At 68.2% G+C, this 22,745-nt stretch carries 19 protein-coding genes, 3 tRNA genes and 2 pseudogenes; 15 read left to right on the forward strand and 9 right to left on the reverse strand.

Going from position 1 to position 22,745, the window contains the following annotated elements; translation table 11 throughout:
• The gene (locus OH735_RS11265; RefSeq protein WP_406381240.1) at positions 1–1,368 is read right to left on the reverse strand and encodes a tetratricopeptide repeat protein; all 1,368 of its coding nucleotides are present in this window, start codon (positions 1,366–1,368) and stop codon (positions 1–3) included.
• A 211-nt stretch (positions 1,369–1,579) separates the two neighbouring features.
• Between OH735_RS11265 and OH735_RS11270 the strand changes: the two genes are divergently transcribed.
• The 4 genes from OH735_RS11270 to OH735_RS11285 all read left to right on the forward strand — a co-directional run bounded on the left by OH735_RS11270 (position 1,580) and on the right by OH735_RS11285 (position 4,596).
• The gene (locus OH735_RS11270) at positions 1,580–2,329 is read left to right on the forward strand and encodes a hypothetical protein (RefSeq protein WP_406381241.1); all 750 of its coding nucleotides are present in this window, start codon (positions 1,580–1,582) and stop codon (positions 2,327–2,329) included.
• Between the two features lie 80 nt (positions 2,330–2,409).
• Positions 2,410–3,321, forward strand: coding sequence for an aminoglycoside phosphotransferase family protein (locus OH735_RS11275; protein ID WP_406381242.1), 912 nt, complete (start codon positions 2,410–2,412; stop codon positions 3,319–3,321).
• 1 nt (position 3,322) lies between these two features.
• On the forward strand, positions 3,323–4,015 hold the full coding sequence (locus OH735_RS11280) for a class I SAM-dependent methyltransferase (RefSeq protein ID WP_406381243.1): 693 nt from the start codon (positions 3,323–3,325) through the stop codon (positions 4,013–4,015).
• 35 nt (positions 4,016–4,050) lie between these two features.
• Positions 4,051–4,596 carry an HAD domain-containing protein gene (locus OH735_RS11285; RefSeq protein WP_406381244.1) on the forward strand — a complete coding sequence of 182 codons (546 nt, stop codon included), beginning with the start codon at positions 4,051–4,053 and terminating at the stop codon, positions 4,594–4,596.
• A gap of 66 nt (positions 4,597–4,662) precedes the next feature.
• On the opposite strand, the gene OH735_RS11290 is transcribed toward OH735_RS11285, so the two are convergent.
• On the reverse strand, positions 4,663–5,166 hold the full coding sequence (locus tag OH735_RS11290) for a hypothetical protein (RefSeq protein ID WP_406381245.1): 504 nt from the start codon (positions 5,164–5,166) through the stop codon (positions 4,663–4,665).
• Between the two features lie 245 nt (positions 5,167–5,411).
• Here OH735_RS11290 and OH735_RS11295 point away from each other — a divergent pair, with 245 nt between their 5' ends.
• On the forward strand, positions 5,412–5,945 hold the full coding sequence (locus tag OH735_RS11295) for an SMI1/KNR4 family protein (protein WP_406381246.1): 534 nt from the start codon (positions 5,412–5,414) through the stop codon (positions 5,943–5,945).
• 49 nt (positions 5,946–5,994) lie between these two features.
• Here the strand turns inward: OH735_RS11295 and OH735_RS11300 are convergent.
• Positions 5,995–6,804: pseudogene (locus OH735_RS11300) on the reverse strand (mobilization protein); the annotation flags it as partial.
• Between the two features lie 48 nt (positions 6,805–6,852).
• Here OH735_RS11300 and OH735_RS11305 point away from each other — a divergent pair.
• From OH735_RS11305 to OH735_RS11330, 6 genes and pseudogenes are all read left to right on the forward strand, one after another.
• A pseudogene (locus tag OH735_RS11305) lies at positions 6,853–7,390 on the forward strand (transposase); the annotation flags it as partial.
• A 629-nt stretch (positions 7,391–8,019) separates the two neighbouring features.
• Positions 8,020–8,481: a helix-turn-helix domain-containing protein gene (locus OH735_RS11310; RefSeq protein WP_406381247.1), complete on the forward strand. Its 462-nt coding sequence runs from the start codon at positions 8,020–8,022 to the stop codon at positions 8,479–8,481.
• 3 nt (positions 8,482–8,484) lie between these two features.
• A complete protein-coding gene (locus OH735_RS11315) occupies positions 8,485–9,042 on the forward strand; it encodes a PIN domain-containing protein (protein ID WP_406381248.1) in 558 nt (185 codons plus the stop codon).
• 1,462 nt (positions 9,043–10,504) lie between these two features.
• Positions 10,505–10,966: a hypothetical protein gene (locus tag OH735_RS11320; protein WP_406381249.1), complete on the forward strand. Its 462-nt coding sequence runs from the start codon at positions 10,505–10,507 to the stop codon at positions 10,964–10,966.
• Positions 10,967–10,980: 14 nt separating this feature from the next.
• A complete protein-coding gene (locus OH735_RS11325; protein WP_406381250.1) occupies positions 10,981–13,230 on the forward strand; it encodes a DUF6571 family protein in 2,250 nt (749 codons plus the stop codon).
• A 3-nt stretch (positions 13,231–13,233) separates the two neighbouring features.
• Positions 13,234–13,830: a hypothetical protein gene (locus OH735_RS11330; protein WP_406381251.1), complete on the forward strand. Its 597-nt coding sequence runs from the start codon at positions 13,234–13,236 to the stop codon at positions 13,828–13,830.
• Between the two features lie 264 nt (positions 13,831–14,094).
• Here OH735_RS11330 and OH735_RS11335 read toward each other — a convergent pair whose 3' ends face one another.
• The 5 genes from OH735_RS11335 to OH735_RS11355 all read right to left on the reverse strand — a co-directional run bounded on the left by OH735_RS11335 (position 14,095) and on the right by OH735_RS11355 (position 15,510).
• Complete coding sequence (locus OH735_RS11335; RefSeq protein WP_406381252.1) at positions 14,095–14,502, reverse strand: PIN domain nuclease; 408 nt, start codon at positions 14,500–14,502, stop codon at positions 14,095–14,097.
• Positions 14,499–14,732, reverse strand: coding sequence for a type II toxin-antitoxin system VapB family antitoxin (locus OH735_RS11340; RefSeq protein WP_406381253.1), 234 nt, complete (start codon positions 14,730–14,732; stop codon positions 14,499–14,501). Before OH735_RS11340 ends, OH735_RS11335 begins: the two co-directional genes overlap by 4 nt.
• Positions 14,733–15,040: 308 nt before the next feature.
• Positions 15,041–15,114 (reverse strand) — tRNA-Ile (locus OH735_RS11345).
• A gap of 245 nt (positions 15,115–15,359) precedes the next feature.
• Positions 15,360–15,432, reverse strand: a tRNA-Asn gene (locus tag OH735_RS11350).
• A 5-nt stretch (positions 15,433–15,437) separates the two neighbouring features.
• A tRNA-Asn gene (locus OH735_RS11355) sits at positions 15,438–15,510 on the reverse strand.
• Between the two features lie 194 nt (positions 15,511–15,704).
• On the opposite strand from OH735_RS11355, the gene OH735_RS11360 reads away from it, so the two are divergent.
• The 4 genes from OH735_RS11360 (at position 15,705) to OH735_RS11375 (ending at position 21,365) form a co-directional block, all read left to right on the forward strand.
• Positions 15,705–16,013: a YtxH domain-containing protein gene (locus OH735_RS11360; protein WP_406381254.1), complete on the forward strand. Its 309-nt coding sequence runs from the start codon at positions 15,705–15,707 to the stop codon at positions 16,011–16,013.
• A 72-nt stretch (positions 16,014–16,085) separates the two neighbouring features.
• Positions 16,086–17,531, forward strand: a complete 1,446-nt coding sequence (locus tag OH735_RS11365) for an FGGY family carbohydrate kinase (RefSeq protein ID WP_406381255.1) — start codon at positions 16,086–16,088, stop codon at positions 17,529–17,531.
• Between the two features lie 169 nt (positions 17,532–17,700).
• Positions 17,701–19,434: an ABC transporter ATP-binding protein gene (locus OH735_RS11370; protein WP_406381256.1), complete on the forward strand. Its 1,734-nt coding sequence runs from the start codon at positions 17,701–17,703 to the stop codon at positions 19,432–19,434.
• Complete coding sequence (locus OH735_RS11375) at positions 19,434–21,365, forward strand: ABC transporter ATP-binding protein (RefSeq protein WP_406381257.1); 1,932 nt, start codon at positions 19,434–19,436, stop codon at positions 21,363–21,365. The genes OH735_RS11370 and OH735_RS11375 overlap by 1 nt, the downstream gene beginning before the upstream one ends.
• Before the next feature lie 66 nt (positions 21,366–21,431).
• On the opposite strand, the gene OH735_RS11380 is transcribed toward OH735_RS11375, so the two are convergent.
• The gene (locus tag OH735_RS11380; RefSeq protein ID WP_406381258.1) at positions 21,432–22,526 is read right to left on the reverse strand and encodes an RNA polymerase sigma factor; all 1,095 of its coding nucleotides are present in this window, start codon (positions 22,524–22,526) and stop codon (positions 21,432–21,434) included.
• Positions 22,527–22,745 lie beyond the last annotated feature (219 nt).

A 22,745-nucleotide genomic window follows, 5' to 3' on the forward strand; every position in this document is an offset into this window, starting at 1 on the left:
TTAGGCGAGGGCCTCGCGAGCGCGGCGGGCGAGATCGGCGGCGCCGGGAACGCGGCGGCGCTGGTAGACCGCGAGGGTGGAGCGGATTGAGGTGATCGCCTTGCGGGTGCGGTCGGAGGTCATGCCCTCCATGAGGACGAGGGCCTGGGTCCAGGCGGCGACGGCTTCGTCGGCGCGGGCCTGGGCGGCGAGGCTGTCGCCGAGGTCGGCGTGGGTGAGCGCGTGTACGCGCTTGTACTTCTCGGGATCCCAGCGGGTGAGAGCGTCTCGGTGCTGCTGCTCGGTGCCGATGTGGTCGGCGAGGTCGGTCAGGGTGCGGGCGGTATGGCTGGCCACGGTGCCGGCGGCGGGGCCGCTGACGCGGGAGTAGCTGGGTTGGGGGCCGTCGTCCCGTAGGAGGGCGTCTTCAGCGGCGAGGAGGGCACGTGCGGCCGACGGGTTCTCGTCGGTGGCCGCGTAGGCGCGGGCGTGGGTGATGTGGAGCAGGGCTTCTGTCTGGCCGTCGACGTGGCCGAGGCCGCGTCGCAGGGCACCTTCGACGAGGTCGACGCAGTGGTGGGACTGCTTGAGGCTCAGGGCCTGGTGGGCGAGGGCACGCATCATCCAGGCGGCGTGGCCGTGGGGGTCGGCTTCGCAGGCGAGCTGGTAGCCGACCTGGTAGTAGCGCTGGGCAGCGCCTTCGTGGCCCAGGTCGTGGTGTTTCCACCCGGCGAGGTGGGCGAGCTCGGCGACGGCTCCGAAGGCGGCTCGGCGTAACGCTTCGCTGGGGAAGCGTCCGCGGAGCATCGGGGCGGCGGTGTCGGCGAGGTAGGCGGTGACGGTGGTCAGGCCGTGGCCGCCGCCGAGGCGTTCGTCGGCGGCGCTGAAGGCCGCGGTGATCTGGCGTACGACGTCGATGTCCTCGGCTCCAACGAGGGAGCGGCCGGTGCGGGCGCGGAGCATCCGGGAGGTGGCTTCGTGGTCATGGAGGAGAGGCATGGCCACGCCGGCTGTGGTGAAGGCGGCGATGCCGAGGAAGCGTCGGCGTTCGACGTCCGCGCGGCCGAGGTCGGTGACCGTCACAACCGGATCGCCGTTCGAAGTGGCCTCGGCGTCACCCGCCTGGAGGCCGATCGCAGTCGGGGTGACGACGCGGCCCAGGCGGCGGGACAGGGCTTCGGCGAGGTACTGGCCGACCTGGCCCGAGGGTGTGCGGGTGCCGTTGGCCCAGTGAGAGATCGCGGACTTGTTGGTCTGGAGGATTTCGCCGTTCTCGGCGGCAACGCGCCGCACGTCTCTGGCGAGGGCCTCGTAGGTGCAGTCGGCCGCGTCGATGACTTCGCGCAGAGGGGAGTTGGGGCCGCTCTTCGTCGCCACGATCGCCTCCACTCCGGAGCTGTAAACCGCGTATACCGCTTCAACTGCCTTCCACCGTACCCACTGAGCGTGACCACGGGTTCACTTATCAGCAGCCGCCCGGAACGGCACGACCGTGATCCAGGCTCCCCCTTGGTCCGGGCGGCAACCCGAAATTCCGTACGCCCACACCTGGTTCGGGCATTCCTGTGCCCGAATCCGGCCCAACAGAGACGGAGATACGGTGACCACCATCGACACCAAGGCCATCACGGTCGAGCTGCCCGAGGCGTTCGACCCGCGCTGGAGCCGCCTGCCCGGCGTTCAGGTCGACGGCCGGCGCATCACCATCGACCCGGCCGAGTACTTCTTCCGCTTCGAGTCGAACACGTGGCTCGTCGCCGACTGGGAGCTGGTCAAGGCCCAGCTCCTGGACATGGACGAGACGACCGAGAGCGCGGTCGAGCAGCTCGCGCTGGACTTCATCAAGCAGTACGGAGAGTCCACCTCCGACGCAGCCCGCGTGCTGACCACCGCCTACGAGGTGTACACGTACCTCTTCCGCGACGAGCACCTGGCCGGCCTCGGCCTGCCGCAGATCACCGCCGACCACCTGCGGATGCTCCGCGAGGCCGCCACGCTCATGGCGCTCAACAAGGTCGAGCTGGACGGGCACATCTCCAACGTCGGCCCGTGCTGGTTCTTCCCCGCCGCCACCTCCGTCGTCTTCGACCTGGACGACGAGACGGGCGGCATGCTCGACGAGGTCTACCACGGCGGCTGGTTCAACGAACACCGCCGGATCGAGTCCATCAAGGCCCACACGGCGCTCGGCGGCCGGATCGTGCACGGCTGCCAGTCCGTGCCGGACCAGACCGGCGGCGTCGTCGCGCCCTACGGTGCCTCGATGGCCAACTTCCGCGACGACCTCGCCGCGTTCAAGGAGGGCTGGATCGAGCAGGTCTACGCCCACCGCGTGAACCCCGCCGCGTAACCCCACCACCCGATCAGGCTCCGGGGCGGGCCGGCATCCCTCGCCCGCCCCGGACGCCGCAACATTCCCGGAGCCCTCACGTGACCACGAACCCCAGCGCCGAACTCCTCGACAACCTGCTCACCGTGGCCGGCCAGACCACTGCCGTACGGGAGGAGGTACGCGTGTGGTCCATGTCCGGCGTCGAGCGCGTGGCCTTCGCCGACGGTGCCACGGCCATCTTCAAGTACGCCAAGAGGCCCTTCGACAACGAGGACCAGGCCCTCCGCCTGGCCCACACCCTCGGCGTCCCCGTCCCCAAGGTCCACTCCTCCGCCGTCCTGGATGGCTGGCTCGGCATGCTCATGGACGACCTTGGCCCCACCGTCCGCGAGGCCGACGACCTCGACGGCGTCGCCGCGGCCGTGGTCCTGCACGGCGCCCGTACGGCTCCCGCCCTGCCCGTACTCGACCAGGAGCGCTTGCGCGCGCTGCCCGCCCGGGCGCTGGAGCACCTCGGCAGGCTGCGCAAGGCCGACCGGTGGCAGGACGCCGACGACGTCGAGGACGCACTCGACCGGATCGCCCAGGCAGCCGAGAGCCGCTCGGCCGGAGCGACGATGGCGCCATTCGGCTGGGTGCACTCCGAGTTCCACCCCACCAGCCTCCACATCGGCAAGCAGGGCTGGAGGCTGCTCGACTTCGCCCGCGCCTTCACCGGCCCCGGCCTGCTCGACCTCGCCAGCTGGCACGGCACCATCGAACCCCCGCACCCCGTGCGCCTTCGCGTCTTCCTGGAGCAGTACGTCACCGCTGGCGGCACCCCCGACGCCCTCTCCCGACGCGGCGGGCTCACCGCCGAGAACTGGGCCCTGGGCTGGCACCGCATGTGGGCCGTCGAGTGGTTCATGGAGCAGTCCGTCCGCTGGATCGACGACCCGGCCACCGACCCCGCCTACATGAAGTCCGTCCGCCGGCACCTCACCGATGTGCTCCTCCACCTGGAGATCTGACGTGCTCGCCCAGGCTTCCCCGTGGCACGCCCACGCCCTCCAGCGGACCGCCGCCGGACTCGCCGAACCGCTGTCCGTACCCGCACGGATGGAGTGGACGACCCGGCCCGGCCAAGGACCCGGTGCCGAGATCCTCGGCCCCGACCTGCGCGGCAAGCGACTCCTGGAACTCGGTTGCGGTCCCGGCCATAACGCCGCTCACCTCGCCACCCGTCACGGCGTCCACGTCACCGGTGTCGATCTCGTCGGTCTCCAGGTCCGCCGCGCCCGCTCCCACTACGGACGGCTGAACAACCTCACCTTCGTTGCCGGGCACGCCCTGCACTACTTGCACGCCTCCAACGAGGAGTTGGACGCGATCTACTCCGTCTTCGGCGCCGTAGGGCTCGTCGCTCCTGAGCTCCTGCTGCCGGCCATCGCCCAACGCCTCACGCCCGGCCGGGTGCTCGCCTTCTCCGTTCCGCACCCGCAGCGCGGCGGTCGCAGCCCCTCCGGCGACGATCGGCCCCGCCGCGACTTCGTCACCCTCCCCGACCGCACCCGGCTCCCCATTGCCCGCTGGGAGTTCGACACCGACCGCTGGGAGAGGCACCTCAGCCAGGCCGGCTTCTGGCTCACCTCGGCCCAGGAGTTCCACGACCCCCGCATGGGCCACTGGCCCACCACCCTGCTGGTCCGCGCTCGCAAGCTCTGACCAGCCCTTCGCCCCGGCTTCCCCTGGAGGAACCGATGCGCCCGCCCTACCTGCTCCTCGACATCGACGGCGTCCTCATACCCTTCCCCGACGCGGACGGCTCGACCCCGGCCACCCACGCCCGTCACGACGTCGTCCCCACCGGCCGGAGCGCCGACAACCCGGTCACCGTCTGGCTCGACCCCTGCCACGGCCCCGCGCTCATGGACGTGATCACTACGGGTCTCGTCACGCCAGTCTGGTGCACCAGCTGGCGGCAGGACGCCACCACCCTGATCGGACCGCTCCTCAGCCTCCCACCTCTGCCGCACGTCGACCTGCCGCGTCCCCAGATCACCACCAGCCACCCCAACGGCTACCTGTGGAAACGCGACCACGTCGACGCCTGGCTGGGCAACGCCCCCGCTGTCTGGATCGACGACGACTTCACCAGCCTCGACCACGCCTGGGCGGCAGAGCGCACCGCCAAGGGAACGGCGACGCTCCTCGTTCAACCCGACCCACACCTCGGGCTGCAGCCCGAGCACCTGACCGAGGTCACGAAGTGGGTCTCGCAGTTACCCAACTCCCGCGCCGCCTGACGACTGATGCCCTCGGCGCCACGAGCAGCGAGGGCATCAGGGTACGCTGCGGGCCCTGCACCGGGGCTACTGCCAGAAATCCGCTCCATCACGCCCGCTCGGGTCCATGGTCAAGAGATCTTCGTGCAGACCCGAGAGGGCTCGCCCAGTCGGGGCGCCGTCTTCGGCTGACTCCATGACGAGCCAGCCGACATCGATGCCCGATACGTTCACATCACTCCCGGAGTCGAGCTCATCGAGCGTTGCGAACACTGCCTCATAGGCGACCGCTCGTGCCAGGCGAACGAGATCCTCCTTGTTCGCCCCAGCAGCAAGGAGCCGCTGGGCAACCGGAAGCTGATCGAAGGCATCCGGATCGGCCCAACCGCCGATCGGACCGCGCCACAGACTTCGCAGCAGCACGAACCGCGCAAGGTGTGGAAGGCCCTCACAGATCTCCGACTTGGCCCAGTCGGCAGCATCGGCCGCGCCGAGTGCTTCGAATCGGGCGCGCAGCGACTCCGCTGCCGCCCTTCCACGCGCGTCCAGACTGTTCAACCAAGCCTGCCACTCGTTTGAGGATTCACTCACCGTGACAGCATGCCCCACGAGTACCTCGGCTGGAGATCCGCCAGCACTACCAGCAGCCGTTCACGGAACTGCGGTCAGAGCGGCTTTCAAGGAGCGCCGCCACCCCGGGTGCCGTTCAGTTTCTGAACGGGACGGCAGCGAACCTGGTCGCGCGGCTGAGTGCGGTGAGGGTGTTGAGTCGCTGTGCCGACTGGGGTGGATCGAGGCGGTGCCGCCGAGCCCAAGCCGATCGCTACTCTCTTCGCATGACCGCGAACGGAGATCGCCAGTTCCCCGCCGCGCTTGCCGCTGCCATGGCGGTCCGGCTCGAGTGCATTGGCGAGGACGGTGTCGACTTCGAACCCTACGAGTCCTTTCTGACTGCCGATGAGACCACCGAGTGGTTCCGCGCGTGGACAGGCAACGGCGAGCTGAACGGCGACGGCTTCCGCGTATTTGGCCAGGACGGCACCGGCGGGAACGCAGCATTCTGGCTGGTTCGTCCAGGTCGGGAATTGATCGAGCAGCCCGTTGTCTTTCTGGGCTCCGAAGGAGAGACGGGCGTCGTCGCTCGCGACCTGGGTGCCTTCCTGTGGCTGCTGGCTGACGGCTTCGGCCCGTGGGAAGCAGCCACCTCGTACGAGCCCGAGCCCGATTGGGCTCCACATGTCAACCGCGACCTGGCGGCTATCGCGGAGCAATTCACTCCGGACCGCCGCGCGTCGGCAGCGGCGATCATCGCGCAGGCCACACAGGAGTTTCCTGACTTCGACGACACCATCATGAAGCTTTGCCGTTGAGCCCGACCCGATGCCCCGCCACGAGGCGTGGCGGGGCATCTGACCGGGGTCAGCGGTCTCGACTGCGCTCTTCGGGCCTTGTGGCTGCTGGTGTGGCCGGAGGGTGTGGCGTGGCGGACATGGACGATGTGTCGCTGATGGTGCTTTGCCTGCGAGCCGCTTGCGTCCGCCAGTTCGGTTGAGCGGTGATGCGCCAGTTGAGGACCTCGGCGGGGTGCTCGGCGCTGTCGAGCTCTCGCTCGGAGCCCACCTTGGCCAGGAGGCGTTGGGGATTGTGGCCGGCGGTCTCGGCGTGGGCGAGGGTTGTGGTCAGGGCGGCCCAAGCGGAGTCGGCGAGGATCCGGTCGGCGTGGTCGGGGAGGGCTGCGCGAACGTCCTGCGCGAAGCGGCTGGCGGTTGCGGCTCGCGGTGCGCGGCGGGCCAGGTCGGCCAGGACGGGTGGGGCGGCCTGCTGGTAGCCCGCCTGTAGGTGGTGGAAGGCTTCTTCGGCGGCAGCGGCCTGCTGTTCGTGGCCGCGCTGCTCGTGCCACTTGGCGGCGGCGCGGGCCAGATGCACGGTGGCGAAGAGCAGGGCGACGGCGAGCCCGCCCGGCTCACTGGAGGCGTAGGCGAGTTCCTTGGCGGCCTTGCGCAGAGCGGTGGCGGCCTGGTGGTCGGCGCGGATGGCGGAGCGGCGGGCGCGGTTGAACGCCATGGCCGCCGCTCGCAGTTCTGCCCGGTGCGGGCGGGTCGTGGCGCTGGCGATGTTGTACAGGGCATCACCGAAGGCGGTCGGGTAGCCCTGGGCGGCGGCATCGTCACCGGAGTCGAGGACGGAGTGCGCCGTGTGTATTGCGGTGGTGGAGTGCCTCCATGGCTCGGGTCTGTACGGTGATCGGTGTAACTCCCGAGCAGGAAGCGGAAGTTGATGACCGAGTTGAGTGTGGCCGAGTCGGGTGCCGGGGAGGTGGCCGGGGTGCTGGCCGTGGGTGCGGATGACCGGCTGATCGAGCAGTTGATCGCGGGTGCTCAGGCGGGTGGGTTGCGGCTGACGGGCGAGGGCGGTCTGCTGCAGCAGCTGACGAAGCGGGTCCTGGAGTCCGCCCTGGAGGGCGAGCTGACCGATCACCTGGGGCACGGACCCGGGGAACGGGCCGAGGGAGGCCGGGAGAACTACCGCAATGGGCGGCGTACGAAGACGGTGACGACCGAGGTTGGGCCGGTGGAGATCGAGGTGCCCCGGGACCGCAACGGCACGTTCGAGCCAGTGCTGGTGAAGAAGCGGCAGCGACGGCTGACCGGTGTGGACGAGATGGTGCTGTCACTGTCCGCGAAGGGGCTGACGCACGGGGAGATCTCCGCGCACCTGGCCGAGGTCTACGGCGCAAGCGTGTCGAAACAGACGATCTCCACGATCACCGACAGCGTGGTCGCCGGCATGCTCGAGTGGCAGAACCGCCCCCGGGCCTGGATCACGGGCAGTGGAACCTTGCCGGCGATGAGCCAGGAACCGCGCGCGGCAGAGGTCGTGGATTCGCGGCTGCACCGCCGGTCCTTCATGCTTGACAACGCCACGCCTTCGACCCACCCCGACGGCCATTACCGTCCGTGACCCTTCACCAAGCCCCAGAACCGTTCCGCCGGGGGCCGAGATCACCGAAGGTCTCATTGCACCACGAGGGGTGCGCCCCAGTCGGCTCGCCCGTAGACGGTGCGAGAGGTCCCTCCGGAGCTCAGTTTTGCGCCTCAATTTGGGCCGTGCAGACAAGCGTACGAGGGACCCGTGCGGTACCGCGCTTGTCCGGCACCCATCAAACGGACGTTTCCGCAGGTCACGACGTTTCTGCTCTGGTGGGGCGGGTGGAACTCGAATCCAAACGAGTGACGCCTCTCACCTGGGACGACGCCAAACAACGGACATAGCCGCCGCTTCCATCCGGCTGCGTTCCCCTCGATCCCCCTCGCGAGGATCGGCGGCAGCTCCCTACGTTCGACCCAGCCGTGTTTTATTTATTGCGCATGTTGCGGATATTGCGGATACTAGAGACACCGCCAAGCAATGACGCCCACCCGCCACGAAATTTAGGGGCGCACCGTGACGAAGACAGACATCAGGCCCGTTAAGCTCCCGCCCGAGAAGACCGCCACAGCGAACCGTGCCCTCACTCGTGTCCGCAGCTACCTCACCGAGCACCCCGACCTCGGACAGATTGCCGTCAAGCCACTCGACGACAACGAGCTTGAGCCCCTCACCCTGCCCCGTGAAGCCGTCGAGCTCCTCGCCGGTCTCCTCGCCCACCTAGGGGCAGGCCGAGGCGTGTCCATCGTCCCCAGCACTGCGGAGCTCACCACCCAGCAAGCGGCAGACATCCTCAACGTGTCCCGGCCCTTCCTCATCGGCCTCTTGGACGCAGGCGAAATCGAGTGCCGTCTAGTCGGAACGCACCGCAGAATCACGGCGTCGTCGCTCATGGAGTACAAGCAGGCAGACGACCGGCGCCGTCGTGAAGCAGCAGACGAGCTCACTCAGCTCGGCCAGGAGATGGGAATGATGTAGTCGATGGCCTTCGTCGCCGTTTACGACGCGAACGTGCTCTACCCGAATATCCTCCGCGACGTCCTCATCCGCGTCGCGGGGGCCGGCCTTGTGCAGGCGAAGTGGACGGAGACCATCCTCGACGAGACGTTTCGCAACCTGAAGGCCGACCGGCCGGACCTCGCCCCCGAAGCCCTCGACAGGACACGGCGGCTGATGAAGGCAGCCGTACGGGACTGCCTTGTCAAGGGGCACGAGCCGCTCATCGACATACTGGAACTCCCGGACAAGGACGACCGCCACGTCCTGGCTGCGGCGATCCGCACCAAAGCCCAAGTGATCGTGACGTTCAACCTCAAAGATTTCCCTGCGGAAGCCTTGGCGCCCTGGGACGTTGAAGCCGTCCACCCGGACGCATTCCTCGAAGCGCAGATAGACCTGGCGCCGGAGATCGTCTACGGAGAGATCCAACGCATCGCCGACAGTTGGAAGAGCCCACCCGGCACGGTCGCCGACGTGATCGAGCGACTCGACAGGAACCGTCTTGTTTCGTCCGCAGCGGCCCTGAGGGCGCTCGCCTGATTCCGCATGACTGGCGACCGTCCCCGGCCAAGCTGCAAGAGATCAGCCACCAGGCAGACCGCGAGACAAGGTCGCATGTCAGCCCCGGCTCATCGATGGCAGCGGGCGCGAACAGAGCATGCGGGGCCCGGGGCCGCCGCTGGCACCGGGCCCGCACGTACTGTCGGCCCAGCAAACGCCCCGGCCTTGCAGCGGCACGCGAACCTCCTCCAACCCGGCGAGCGCCGCTCGCCACGCCAGTCATCGTTGCGCGCTCAAGCACCGCTACTCCGCCGTGATGCTCTGCAGCTGCGTGCCGCGATATAGGCGGACACCCTCAGTCAGTACCGATCGTCTCAGCTCGCTTCGTTCGTGAGCCACTGCTTTGCAGCGAATACGGATGAACCGTTCACGCGGTCGGCCGGAGGGCTTTGCGTGCCCACTCTTCCAGCATGATTCCGGGCGGCCAAACACGGTCTGGACGTCGTCACGGACGGTTGCCTCGCAGTTGATCTTGCCGGCCTCGGGCTTCTTCGCTCCGGCCGAGTTCGAGCTCCTGTGGCCGCAGCCACAACCGGACTGACGCTCACCAGCCATGACCGGCACCAATCGACACACCCTCCGAGCACACAGTCGATGCCCGACGCGTGTGCCCGCGTAGACCTGGGCCGGAGTCCTCGGGCAGGTCAGCGCGTATCCCCGGAAGCCTTTCTGTTGCGCCAACGTCAGCGGCAGGCTGGGGAGGGCAGCCGTCACATCCCTGCGCCACGGCCGTGGGACCGCTGCCAACCCTCCCACGGCCGCGAAAACAGAAAAATCCAGGTCACAGCCGTGCAGGAGACGCCTTCGACGCGTGAAGACCCACGTCCGCCACACCACCGTGAGGCGAACACCTAACGCAGAATGACCCCAGTTAACGCGTCTCCCCAGGTCAGAACGATTCTTCCTGGGGTTGCTCAGTGGGGCGGGTGGGACTCGAACCCAAACCGGTGACGCCTCTCACCTGCGACGATGCCAAAACAACGGACATAGCCACCCGTTTCCATCCGGCTGCATCCGCCTCGATCCAGCTCGAACGGGGCTCGGTTAGGCGTTCGCCACACCGCTCGCTCTCCGTCGCGTACGCGCCCTGCTTCCGAGGGGCACGGCAAGAATCTCACCTTGCAGCACCATCGGATCGTCTCCGCACGGCGGTGGGCCGAGCTGCCCCTCTTGGCCACACGGAATGACACTCCGTAGCGAGGCGCGCCTTTGCCGGCGTCCGGCGGCCGGTCCGACCGAGGGCCGCTCGTAGACGAGTACGACGATGCCGATGGACTCCCTCGAAGCTCCTCCGAGCCAACGCGAGTTGTGGTGACCGTTTCCTCGATGGAGCTTCGGCGCCTCCCCAGGATGTCGAAGACCCTTTGCTTGGCGAATCGTTTGATCACGCGGGTATCGTGGCGCGCCAGGCGACTATCTATGAGTACACGGGGTGTGGATCATGTCGTTCGAAGAGGAATGGGGCGAGCTGAAGGCCGCCGCCGCGATGAGACTGAACACGGTCGGCGACAGTGGCGGTCCGGGGCCGGCTAAAGGCTCGGCCGACTACGTGGTCTCGGACGACGAGCTGGGGGACATCGGCCACGCGGCATTCGACCTGTTCAACGGCCTCGAGTCGACCGGTAAGCACGCGAAGGTAGCGAGTGAGACCGCTGGTACGAGCCTCAAGGGCGACGGGTTCGACACCGGCGCGGCGTTCACGGAAGTGATCGGGACCTGGGAGACGCAGGTGAAAACCCTCCTTCAGGCGTGCGCCCATATCTCCAACCACCTCGACTTCACGAAGGTCTCGAAGAAGGCCGACGACGAGTGGATCGAGACGCAGCTGCGCATCGTCGGTCCCGTCGCCGCAGAAGCAGACGGTGCCGTTCCCGCCTCGCAGATCAGCAAGTACTTCCAGTAAGGAGCCGCCGCGCCATGCCCACCTTCGAGCAGCTCCTCACTGCCAGACTCGGCCCGCTCGACACGGCGGTGACCCAGTGGACCGAGATGATTGGCAAGCTGACCTCACCCCTCCAGACCGACGCGTCGGCCATGAAGATCAAGGCCGACAAGTCCAGCTGGAAGGGCGAGAACGCCACCGTCACCAAAGAGTTCGTCACCAAGACCGCCAAGGAATTCGGTGACGCCGTCACCGAGGCCGAGTCAGTACGCGACCTCCTCAAGGACGCCCACACCCTCTTCAAGACAGCCCAGGACGACCTCAAGCACACGTATGAAAATCCTCCGCCGGGAATCACCATCTACCCCGACGGCGTTCTCAGCCATCGAATACACCCTGACCGCCGGTCCAAGGACAGCACCGAACCTCTCGCCACCGAGGCACAGTTCGAGGCGCTGCGCGGCAAGATCGACGGGATCCTGAAGCGTGCCAACGAAGCCGATGAGCTCTGCGCCTGGGGCCTGCGGGCACTGATCCGCAACCACCCCAACGACTTCGGAAGCACCGATCTCAGTGGTGTCGCCGATGCCAAAAGGATGCGCGCCGAGGAGCAGCAGCAGGCGGAGAACGGCCGCGAGGCCGCCAAACTCTACGCCCGCTGGGAACACCTCGACGACAACGAGCGCGAGCGACTCCTCACGCTCGCCGAGGAAGGCAAGGACTCGCCGGCCTTCGCCGAGCAGCTGATGACAAACCTCAGCTACCGGGGCCGCGAACAGCAGGAGGCCGTGCTGCTGCTCGCCAGCAGCCTGGAGACGGGCGGCCCCGACGGCCAGCTCTCCAGCACCGACGCCCGCCTCTACAAGGCACTGTCCGGCTCCCTTGCCACAGCCACCGGACCCGACTCCTCAATCGGTACCCCCGGCGGGGTCACCTCTGCCTGGACCGACAAGCTCATCACCACGGCCCGCGACGGCAACGGTCTGCCCCGCCAGCACCCCGGGGCCATCGCGGGCGGCGCCGCGACCCTGAAGAACCTCACCGACCTGATGGCCGCCGACGCCGGCGACGACGCTGTGTACGACCCGACCAAGGACCCCAAGGAGAAGTCCTCGCCCTGGAGGAAGGACGAGGGCGACCCGGTCTACAGCGAGGCGTTCCTGACCGAGGTCGGTGACACCATCCGTGAGTGGGAGACGGACAATGACGACGCCTACGACGGCGTCATGAAGAACTGGCAGGGCACGCAGGAGGACCCGATGAAGGGCCTGCTGAACGCCATGAGCCGCAACCCCTCCGCCTCCACCCACTACTTCGACCCGAACACCACCGACAATCTCAAGTACTTCCTGGACGACCGGGAGTGGCCCGGCGGCGAAGTCGAGAGCAAGATGCCGGACGAGACCCAGTACACCTCGGCCCGCGCCGAACTCGGCCTCGCGCTCGAGTCCGCGTCCACCGGCCGCGTGCCCGGCTCACCGATACACCCGGTGCCCGTACACCACGACGCCGCCGAGACCGCGATCTTCGAGCGGGTGATGGGCGAGTACACGGAGGCGCTCCACAAGGACCAGAGTGCCGTTCCCGTCTCCATGCGGCTGCCGATGGCCGACATGATCGCCGATTACGGCTCCGACGTGCACCAGATCCTCGGCAAGAAGATGGACGGGCCGACCGACTTCAACCAGCTCGAGATCGACCGGGGCGACCTCACACGGATCATCCGCGCCACGGCGGAGGACCCCAACGCCTACAAGATGATCCACGCCTCGCAAAGCGTGGTCACCAGCGAAGGGCTCGACCGCTTCCCGGCGGACTCCTTCCGCAAGGAGGACCCGGAGCTGCGGGCCTGGGTCAAGCAGTCCGCCTCGGTGCTCGGCCACCTCGACGGCGTACGTGGCGACGTCATCTATGACCTCGGCCAGGCGGAGAAGGACGCCAACGCCTACAAGAGGGTGCTCAACTACCACATCGTCGGCGGGCTGCTGACCCCCATCCCGATCGCCGGCGACGCTATTCAACGTTCGGTGGACGCTGGCCTAAACGGGCACCTGAACGATGAGAACGCCAAGGTCGACGCCGAGACCCGCAACAACATGATCAAGCACTACGACTACGGCGAGAAGCAGATGTACGGCATGTTGCGCAGGACGGCGATAGAGCGCGGGCTCTCAAAGGACGAGCTGGACGCGAGCCCCGGCGAGTACGAGGACCACCTCCAGTCGATCACCGAGCAGTGGTACCAAAACGGCATGGGCGACGCCGACAAGTGGATGGGGCAATAACCGATGGACAAGAAGTGGCTGCCGCTGACCATCGTGCTCGGCGCCGCCGGGGTGGCCGTCGTGACGGCGAGCCTCTGGCCCGACAACGCGGAGAAGCCGCCGCTGCCGCAGACCCTGTGTCATGGTGCGCTCAGCCGGGAGACCGCAGAACTGATCGACGACGGCAAGGGAGGCGAGGTCAGCACGGACGAGTGGGAGAGCAAGGGCAAGACCACTGACTTCGCAGTGTTCAAGGGATGCTCCGTACTGCGCGCCAACCCGGACAACGACTACCCCCGGGGCGTCTACAAACTGCTCATCGAAGACACCCGGAGCGCCCCCGGCAACAAGAAGGACTCCGTCCCTCTCGGTCCCGGGTTCACCGGCTGGGCACTCCCCGACCAGGCCGAGGTCACACTGCCCGCCGGCTGCGCCGCCCGCATGGGCTCGACCGCCCCCTACATCACAGCGTCACTCGACGTGCCCTCACAGGAAGAGGAGCGCTTGGCCAGGCTGAAGGAGAAGAGTCTCGTCGACCCGAACACCGCAACGCGCAACAACGCAACCGTGATGCGAGAAGTGGCCACCAGGCTCGCCAAGCGGTACAACTGCGCCGCCTGACCGTCACCTCGCCGTCAGTCCGCCCGCCGCCGCGCCCTGACAGTAGGCAGCAATGACACCAATCTCCTCTCCCGGCCCGCTTCGCACCCCCGCCGGGGGTCTGCACGGGCACTGGCCGATGCTCTTGACCACCCCTGCATGTCCGGTCCAGGCGTAGGCCGAACCATCGCACGCTCCCAGGGCAGTTCACTTCCTCGATGATGCCGGCCAGGCCCTACGCCACCACACCCCGACCCTGCGGAAACCTCTCGGTGGGGCTGCGGGTCAGCCGCGTACGTCCCGTTGCTGCACTTCCTTGAGAACCGCCGCCACCGTGGCGAAGTCGTTGTCCACGTGGAGCACCGTGTGACCGTGATGGACCGCCGTCGCACACACCAGGAGGTCAATGGCTCCGGCGGCACGGTGCTGCCCTCTCTGGGTGAGCTTGTACTGCGCGGTGTCGACCCAGCCCCACGCGTTCTTGGGAACCGGCGAGAGACGGCAGAGATCATCCAGCTCCTCGGCCAGCTCATCGCGATGAGCTGGACTGGTAGCCGAGTAGAGGAACTCCGCCCTCGTGGGCTCGCAGATATGGAACACGCCGGCGGCGACGTGTCCCTCCCAGGGCCGCAACGCCCCCGGCGTACGGAAGAGATGCCACAGAGCAGATGTGTCGAGGAGGTACGTGATCACTCGAACGCTGCCCGCCGGGCTCGCTTCGCCGCCGCGTGCGCCGCAGCCGCAGCCTCGAACTCGCCCCGCTCACCCCGCGCGGCCAGCTTCTCCGCAGCCTCCAGGCGCTTGACGCGCGCCACGTAGTCCCGCAGAGCCCCGTTGACCGTCTCCTTCTTCGTCGTGGCACCCATCAGCCGCATCGCCTCGGCCAACGCCTCGTCATCAAGATCGACCTGCGTCACAGACATACCAGCCATCCCTCACCACGAGTACATGACGTACATAGCCAAGATACGTCACCAACATTCGCGGCGGCAGTCACTGAGCAGGAGGCAGGCCAGGTACCGAGAGGGCTCCACCTTCGGCCGTGGGATCACTCCATCACGCATCCCATAGAGGCGTCACCGCAAAAGACCAGGTCACAGCCACCCAAGGCTCATCAACGGCACACGAAGACTCGCATTCGCCACACCCCCGTTAGGCGTCCGCCACACGCAAAACGACCCCAGAAAAACACGTTTCCCCAGGTCAGAACGATTCTGCCTGGGGATCTCAGTGGGGCGGGTGGGACTCGAACCCACGGCCGACGGATTATGAGTCCGCTGCTCTAACCGGCTGAGCTACCGCCCCTTTTCGGCGTGGCGCGTACAAGTGTGCGCGCCGTCTGCCGCAGCATAGCCGGTCATACGATCTCTCGCTCCGGCTGGTCGGCCACACATGACCATGAAGACCGTGCTGCGCCCTGCCCGGTTCCGGACGGTGCGAGGTAGACGCGAAAGAGTTACCTGAGCCCCACACGCACCACGCCGCACACCACGGCGCCGGACGGCCGTGGGCATGCGAAAAAGGACCCCGCAGGGTCCTCTTCCGTTCCGCTCCCCCGACTGGACTCGAACCAGTAACCCTCCGGTTAACAGCCGAATGCTCTGCCAATTGAGCTACAGGGGATCGCGCTCCCCCGACTGGACTCGAACCAGTAACCTGCCGGTTAACAGCCGGCTGCTCTGCCAATTGAGCTACAGGGGATTGCTGCATGTGCACCGAACCCTACCTACCTGGCTGCTGCCGGGCGGCGCTCGTTCGCTGCGACACATACATTAGCGCAAGCAGGGGGGTGCTTTGCCAATCGGTATCCCCCGGGGTGATCTCAGGCGCCCGCGGGTAGGCGGGCAGCACACGTCGCACTGAAGCTTCGCAGTGAGCAAGGAAGGGTGGCAGCCATGCGGTACCGGCTCACGTTCATCGCCGGACTGGCCCTCGGATACGTGATCGGCACGCGGGCCGGGCGCGAGCGCTACGAGCAGATGAAGAAGTCCGCACGTCAGTTCGCGCAGAATCCGGCCGTGCGCAATACCGCCGAGTCCGCGGCCCGCAGCGGCCGCGATCTGGCCGACAAGGCCTGCCACGCGGTCGGCGGGAAAGTCGGCGAGAAAGTGCCCGCCTCGGTGGCCGACCGGGTGCGCTCGCTGCGGGACCGCAGGCGGAACGGCCAGAACGGCGAGGACGACTGGGGCACCACCAACACGTAGCCGAACGGGCCGCCCGCCCGCTGCCGCATCACCGGTACGGAAACGCTCCGGCGGTGCGGCAGAATCTTGGGCATGGGCATAGTCGCCGGCTTGGACAGTTCTTCCGCCTTCACGCACATCGTCGTCTGCGATACGGACACCGGTGCCGTGCTGCGCCGGGGATACGCCGCACACCCCGTCGAGGCGAAGGCCACCGAGGTCGACCCGCAGGCGTGGCTGCTCTCACTCGGTGAGGCCGCCGACGGCGGGCTGCTCGAAGGCGTGCAGGCCATCGGGGTCTCGGCGCAGCAGCACGGCATGGTGCCGCTGGACCACCAGGGCAATCTCGTACGTCCGGCGCTGCTCGGCAATGACAAGCGTGCGCAGGTCGCCGCGGCCGATCTGGTCGACGGGCTCGGCGGGCGGCAGTCCTGGGCCGAGGCGGTCGGGGCGGTGCCGCAGGCCGCGCAGCCGGTGGCGAAGCTGCGCTGGCTGGCTCGGGCGGAGCCGGATGCGGCGCGGCGCGTGGCCTCGGTGCTGCAGCCGCACGACTGGCTGGTGTGGCAGCTGCTGGGGCGGCCGGCCCGGCGGACCACCGACCGGGGCGCGGCGTCCGGCACCGGTTACTGGTCGGCGGGCAGCGGTTCCTACCGGCCCGATCTGGTGGAGCTCGCGCTGGGGCACCAGGCGGCGCTGCCCGAGGTGCTCGGCCCCTCCGACGCGGCCGGGACGACGCCCGAGGGGCTGCTGATCTCCGCGGGGACCGGCGAGACGATGGCGGCGGCGTTCGGGCTGGGTGTCGGGGTCGGCGACGCGGTGGTGTCGCTGGGCGCGTCGGGTTCGGTCATGGCGGTGCACCACGAGGCGTTGTCCGATCCCAGCGGGATGATCACCTCGTTCGCGGACGCGACGGGCATGCATCTGCCGGTGGTGTACACGTCGAACGCGGTACGCGCGTTGCGCGGGACCGCCGAGATGCTGGGCGTGGAGGGGCTCGAGGAGTTGTCCGCGCTGGCGCTGAAGTCGACGCCGGGCGCCTCTGGGCTCGTACTCCTGCCGTATCTGGAGGGCGAGCGCACCCCGCATCTGCCGCACACGGCGGGGACGCTGTGCGGGCTGCGGCGCGAGTCGATGAAGCCGGAGCATCTGGCGCGGGCGGCGTTCGAGGGGATGCTGTGCTCGCTGGCCGACGCGCTCGATGTGCTGCGCGGCCGCGGGGTCGAGGTGCGGCGGGTGTTCCTGCTGGGCGCGGCGGCCGAACTGCCCGCCGTGCAGGGGCTCGCGCCCGCGCTGTTCGGTACGCAGGTGGTCGTGCCGCAGCCCGCCGAGTACGCGGCGCTGGGCGCGGCCCGGCAGGCGGCCTGGGCCCTGGGGGTCTCGCAGGGGACGGCGGATCCGCTCACTCCCCCGGCCTGGCAGGGTGCCGCGGCGCAGGTGCTGGAGCCGGGCGAGGAACTGGCGGTCGGGCAGGCGGTCCGCCAGCAGTACGTGGCGACGCGGGACCAGATCCATCCGGGGGCGTTCGACTCCGCGCCCTGAGCCGCACACCCTGCGTGACATGACCGGGTACACCCGCCGGAGATCGATCTTCCGCATGTGTACTCGGTCAGTTTTTTGACCTGGTCTTGAAGAAAATCGTTCGCGGTCCCCCTCGGGGGTACCGGAAAATGGGTCGTCTCCCGACCTCTGCCGACTCCGAGAGACACGCGTGCTCATAAAACTCCTGCGGGCCCATCTCGGTCCGTACAAGAAACCCATCCTGTTGCTGGTCCTCCTCCAATTCCTGCAGACCTGCGCCAGCCTGTATCTGCCCACCCTGAACGCCGACATCATCGACAACGGTGTCGTCAAGGGGGACACGGGCTACATCCTGGAGTTCGGCGGCATCATGATCGCCGTCAGCATCGGCCAGGTGGTCTGCAACATGGGGGCCGTCTTCTACGGCGCCCGCACCGCGTCCGCCCTCGGCCGTGATGTCCGCGCGTCGATCTTCGACCGGGTGCAGTCGTTCTCCGCACGTGAGGTCGGACGGTTCGGCGCGCCCTCGTTGATCACGCGTACGACCAATGACGTCCAGCAGGTCCAGATGCTGGTGCTGATGACGTTCACCCTGATGGTTTCGGCGCCGATCATGTGCGTCGGTGGCATCATCATGGCACTCGGCCAGGACGTCCCGCTGTCGGCGGTGCTGCTCGCGGTGGTGCCGGTGCTCGGCATCGCGGTGAGCCTGATCGTCAAGCGGATGCGGCCGCTGTTTCGCACCATGCAGGAGCGGGTCGACACGGTGAACCAGGTGCTGCGTGAGCAGATCACCGGCAACCGCGTCATCCGCGCCTTCGTCCGCGACCGTTACGAGGAGGAGCGCTTCCGCGGTGCCAACACCGAGCTGACCGATGTGGCGCTGTCCACGGGCCGGCTGATGGCACTGATGTTCCCGACCGTGATGACGGTCGTGAACGTGTCCTCGATCGCCGTGGTCTGGTTCGGTGCCCACCGCATCGACAGCGGCGGCATGGAGATCGGCGCGCTGACCGCGTTCCTCTCCTATCTGATGCAGATCGTCATGTCGGTGATGATGGCCACCTTCATGTTCATGATGGTGCCGCGCGCCGAGGTCTGTGCCGAGCGCATCCAGGAGGTCCTGGAGACCGAGTCGAGCGTGATTCCGCCCGTCAAGCCGGTGCGCGAGCTGCGCGCCCACGGTCATCTGGAGGTCCGCGGGGCGGACTTCCGCTACCCGGGCGCCGAGGAGCCGGTGCTGCGGTCGGTGGATCTGGTGGCCCGCCCCGGCGAGACCACCGCGATCATCGGGTCGACGGGCAGCGGGAAGTCGACGCTGCTCGGGCTCGTACCGCGGCTGTTCGACGTGACGGACGGCCAGGTGCTGGTCGACGGCACGGACGTACGGACGCTGGAGCCGGCGCTGCTGGCGAAGACCGTGAGCCTCGTGCCGCAGAAGCCGTACCTGTTCTCCGGGACGGTCGCGACGAATCTGCGGTACGGGAACCCGGACGCCACCGACGAGGAGCTCTGGCACGCGCTGGAGGTCGCGCAGGCCAAGGAGTTCGTCGAGGCGCTGGAGCACGGCCTGAACGCGCCGATCGCGCAGGGCGGCACCAATGTGTCCGGCGGGCAGCGGCAGCGGCTGGCGATCGCCAGGACGCTGGTGCAGCGGCCGGAGATCTACCTCTTCGACGACTCGTTCTCCGCGCTCGACTACGCGACCGACGCCGCGCTGCGCGGGGCACTCGCGCAGGAGACGGCCGAGGCGACCGTGGTGATCGTGGCGCAACGGGTGTCCACCATCCGCGACGCCGACCGGATCCTGGTACTGGACGAGGGCCGGGTCGTCGGCTCCGGTACCCATCACGAACTGATGGACGGCAATGAAACGTACCGGGAGATCGTGCTCTCCCAGCTGACGGAAGCGGAGGCCGCGTAATGGCCGGTCCTGGCGGACGCATGATGGCGGGCGGGGCGCCGACCGACCGGTCCATGGACTTCAAGGGGTCCTCGAAGCGGCTGCTGAAGCGCTTCGCTCCGGAGAAGGCCTCGCTGTACGTGATGCTGGCGGCCTGCGTGGTGAGCGTCGGGCTGTCGGTGGTCGGGCCGAAGATCCTCGGCAGGGCGACCGACCTGGTGTTCGCCGGGGTCATCGGCCGGCGGATGCCCGACGGCACGACGAAGGAGCAGGCCGTGGAGGGCCTGCGCAAGACCAACAGCGGCCTCGCCGACATGCTTTCCGGGGTGGACTTCGTCCCCGGTCACGGCATCGACTTCGGTGCGGTGCGCGACGTACTGCTGGTGGCGCTGGCGGTCTATGTCGGTGCGGGGCTGCTCATGCTGGTGGCCACCCGGCTGTCGATCCGGATCATCAACCGGGTCGTGTTCCAGCTGCGCGAGGACATCCAGACGAAGCTGTCGCGGCTGCCGCTGTCGTACTTCGACCGGGCCAAGCGCGGCGAGGTGCTCAGCCGGGCGACGAACGATATCGACAACATCTCCCAGACGATGCAGCAGACGATGGGTCAGCTCATCAGCTCCCTGCTCACCATCGTCGGCGTGCTGATCATGATGTTCTGGGTCTCGCCGCTGCTGGCGCTGGTCGCTCTGGTGACGGTGCCGCTGTCGGTGGTCGTGGCCGCGAAGGTCGGCAAGCGGTCGCAACCGCAGTTCGTGCAGCAGTGGAAGGTGACGGGCAAGCTCAACGCCCACATCGAGGAGATGTACACCGGGCACACCCTGGTGAAGGTCTTCGGGCGGCAGGAGGAGTCCGCGCGGGACTTCGCCGAGCAGAACGAGGCACTGTACGAGGCGGGCTTCAAGGCGCAGTTCAACAGCGGGATCATGCAGCCGCTGATGATGTTCGTCTCCAACCTGAACTATGTGCTGATCGCCGTCGTCGGTGGTCTGCGGGTCGCTTCGGGTTCGCTGTCGATCGGTGACGTGCAGGCGTTCATCCAGTACTCGCGGCAGTTCTCGATGCCGCTGACCCAGGTCGCCTCGATGGCGAACCTGGTGCAGTCGGGTGTCGCGTCGGCCGAGCGCATCTTCGAGCTGCTGGACGCCGAGGAGCAGGGCGCCGACCCCGCGCCCGGCACGGGTGAGCGCCCGAAGGAGCTGCTGGGCAGCGTCTCGCTGGAGAAGGTGTCGTTCCGTTACGACCCGGAGAAGCCGCTCATCGAGGACCTCTCGCTGAACGTCGAGCCGGGCCACACGGTCGCGATCGTCGGCCCGACCGGCGCGGGCAAGACCACGCTCGTCAATCTCCTGATGCGGTTCTACGAGGTGACGGGCGGTCGGATCACGCTCGACGGGGTCGACGTGGCGAAGATGTCGCGCGACGACCTGCGGTCGGGAATCGGCATGGTCCTCCAGGACACCTGGCTGTTCGGCGGGTCGATAGCGCAGAACATCGCGTACGGCGCTTCGCGCGAGGTCACCCGGGAAGAGATCGAGGAGGCTGCGAGGGCCGCCCACGCCGACCGCTTCGTCCGCACCCTGCCGGACGGTTACGACACGGTGATCGACGACGAGGGCTCCGGCGTCAGCGCGGGCGAGAAGCAGCTGATCACCATCGCGCGGGCGTTCCTGTCCGACCCGGTGATCCTGGTGCTCGACGAGGCGACGAGCTCAGTCGACACCCGTACCGAGGTGCTGATCCAGAAGGCGATGGCGCGCCTGGCGCACGGCCGTACGAGCTTCGTGATCGCGCACCGGCTCTCCACCATCCGGGATGCCGACGTCATCCTGGTGATGGAGAACGGCTCGATCGTCGAACAGGGCACGCACGACGAACTGCTGGCTGCCGAGGGGGCGTACGCCCGGCTGTATTCGGCGCAGTTCGCGCAGGCGGTCGCCGAAGTCGACTGACGGGAGCGGCCGGAAACATGACGGGGCCCGTACCGCCGACGGCGGTACGGGCCCCGTCACGCGTGATCAGTCGAGGTAGCCGCGGAGTTGGTCGGCGTGGGCGTGGTCCCGGAGCTTGTTGAGGGTCTTGGACTCGATCTGGCGGATGCGTTCGCGGGTCACGCCGAAGATCCTGCCGATCTCCTCGAGGGTGCGGGGCCGCCCGTCGGCCAGCCCGTAGCGCAGCTGGACCACCTTCCGCTCGCGCTCGCCCAGGGTGGAGAGCACCGCTTCCAGGTGCTCGCGCAGCAGCAGGAACGCGGCGGACTCGACCGGGGACGCGGCGTCGCCGTCCTCGATCAGGTCGCCGAGGGCGACGTCGTCCTCCTCGCCGACCGGGGCGTGCAGCGAGACGGGTTCCTGGGCGAGCCGCAGGACTTCGCCGACCCGCTCCGGGGTGAGGTCGAGCTGGTCGGCGACCTCCTCGGGCGTCGGCTCGTAGCCGCGCTCCTGGAGCATCCGGCGCTGGACGCGTACGACCCGGTTGATCAGCTCGACGACGTGGACCGGGACCCGTATCGTCCGCCCCTGGTCGGCGAGGGCGCGGGACATGGCCTGACGGATCCACCAGGTCGCGTACGTCGAGAACTTGTAGCCCCGGGCGTAGTCGAACTTCTCGACCGCCCTGATCAGTCCGAGGTTTCCCTCCTGGACGAGATCGAGCATGGTCAGCCCGCGGCCGACATAGCGTTTGGCGACGGAGACGACGAGGCGGAGATTGGCCTCGATGAGACGGCGCTTCGCCATCCGCCCCATGACCACCAGCCGGTCGAGGTCGACGGCCAGCCGGGTGTCCGGGTCCGGGGTGCTCGCGAGCCGTTCCTCGGCGAAGAGTCCGGCCTCGACGCGGCGGGCGAGCTCCACCTCGTCGGCTGCGGTGAGCAGCGGGATCCGGCCGATCTCCCGCAGATACTGGCGGAAGAGGTCGGAGGACGTCCCGGCGGTCTCGGGGCGGCCCCTGGGCTCCGGGGGGTCGGGCACCTCCGGCGGTTCCTCCATGAGTGCCTCGGGTGGGTCGGACGGTGTCTGCGGCTCCACCGCGGCCTCCGGATGATGCACGGCCCGGTTCTGCGCGGGGATGGCCGAGACATGCTCGGTTTCGGTCACGGTCCGGGTCTGCACGGGGGCGACCTCCAGGTGATCGCTGCCGGATCGCGGGGGATGGTGGACCACCGTGCGGTGGGCCGGCCGCGCTCCGATGACTCAGGCACCGCCCCCCAGTGTGGGGGAAGACACATCGCTGCCACGAGGGGCGTGCGGGGACTTTCTGAGTCCGGTCCGTGACCGGCCGGTTACGGGCGCCGGGACGGGGACGGGGCCCGGGAACGGCGTGCTCTTGCG

This window comes from Streptomyces sp. NBC_01618 (assembly GCF_045209435.1).
GTDB lineage: Bacteria > Actinomycetota > Actinomycetes > Streptomycetales > Streptomycetaceae > Streptomyces.

Coding starts and splice junctions, on each gene's coding strand:
- OH735_RS11285 (WP_406381244.1), top strand. CDS start 4,051: ATGCGCCCGCCCTACCTGCTCCTCGACATCGACGGCGTCCTCATACCC.
- OH735_RS11295 (WP_406381246.1), top strand. CDS start 5,412: ATGACCGCGAACGGAGATCGCCAGTTCCCCGCCGCGCTTGCCGCTGCC.
- OH735_RS11315 (WP_406381248.1), top strand. CDS start 8,485: ATGGCCTTCGTCGCCGTTTACGACGCGAACGTGCTCTACCCGAATATC.
- OH735_RS11320 (WP_406381249.1), top strand. CDS start 10,505: ATGTCGTTCGAAGAGGAATGGGGCGAGCTGAAGGCCGCCGCCGCGATG.
- OH735_RS11325 (WP_406381250.1), top strand. CDS start 10,981: ATGCCCACCTTCGAGCAGCTCCTCACTGCCAGACTCGGCCCGCTCGAC.
- OH735_RS11330 (WP_406381251.1), top strand. CDS start 13,234: ATGGACAAGAAGTGGCTGCCGCTGACCATCGTGCTCGGCGCCGCCGGG.
- OH735_RS11340 (WP_406381253.1), bottom strand. CDS start 14,732: ATGTCTGTGACGCAGGTCGATCTTGATGACGAGGCGTTGGCCGAGGCG.
- OH735_RS11360 (WP_406381254.1), top strand. CDS start 15,705: ATGCGGTACCGGCTCACGTTCATCGCCGGACTGGCCCTCGGATACGTG.
- OH735_RS11365 (WP_406381255.1), top strand. CDS start 16,086: ATGGGCATAGTCGCCGGCTTGGACAGTTCTTCCGCCTTCACGCACATC.
- OH735_RS11375 (WP_406381257.1), top strand. CDS start 19,434: ATGGCCGGTCCTGGCGGACGCATGATGGCGGGCGGGGCGCCGACCGAC.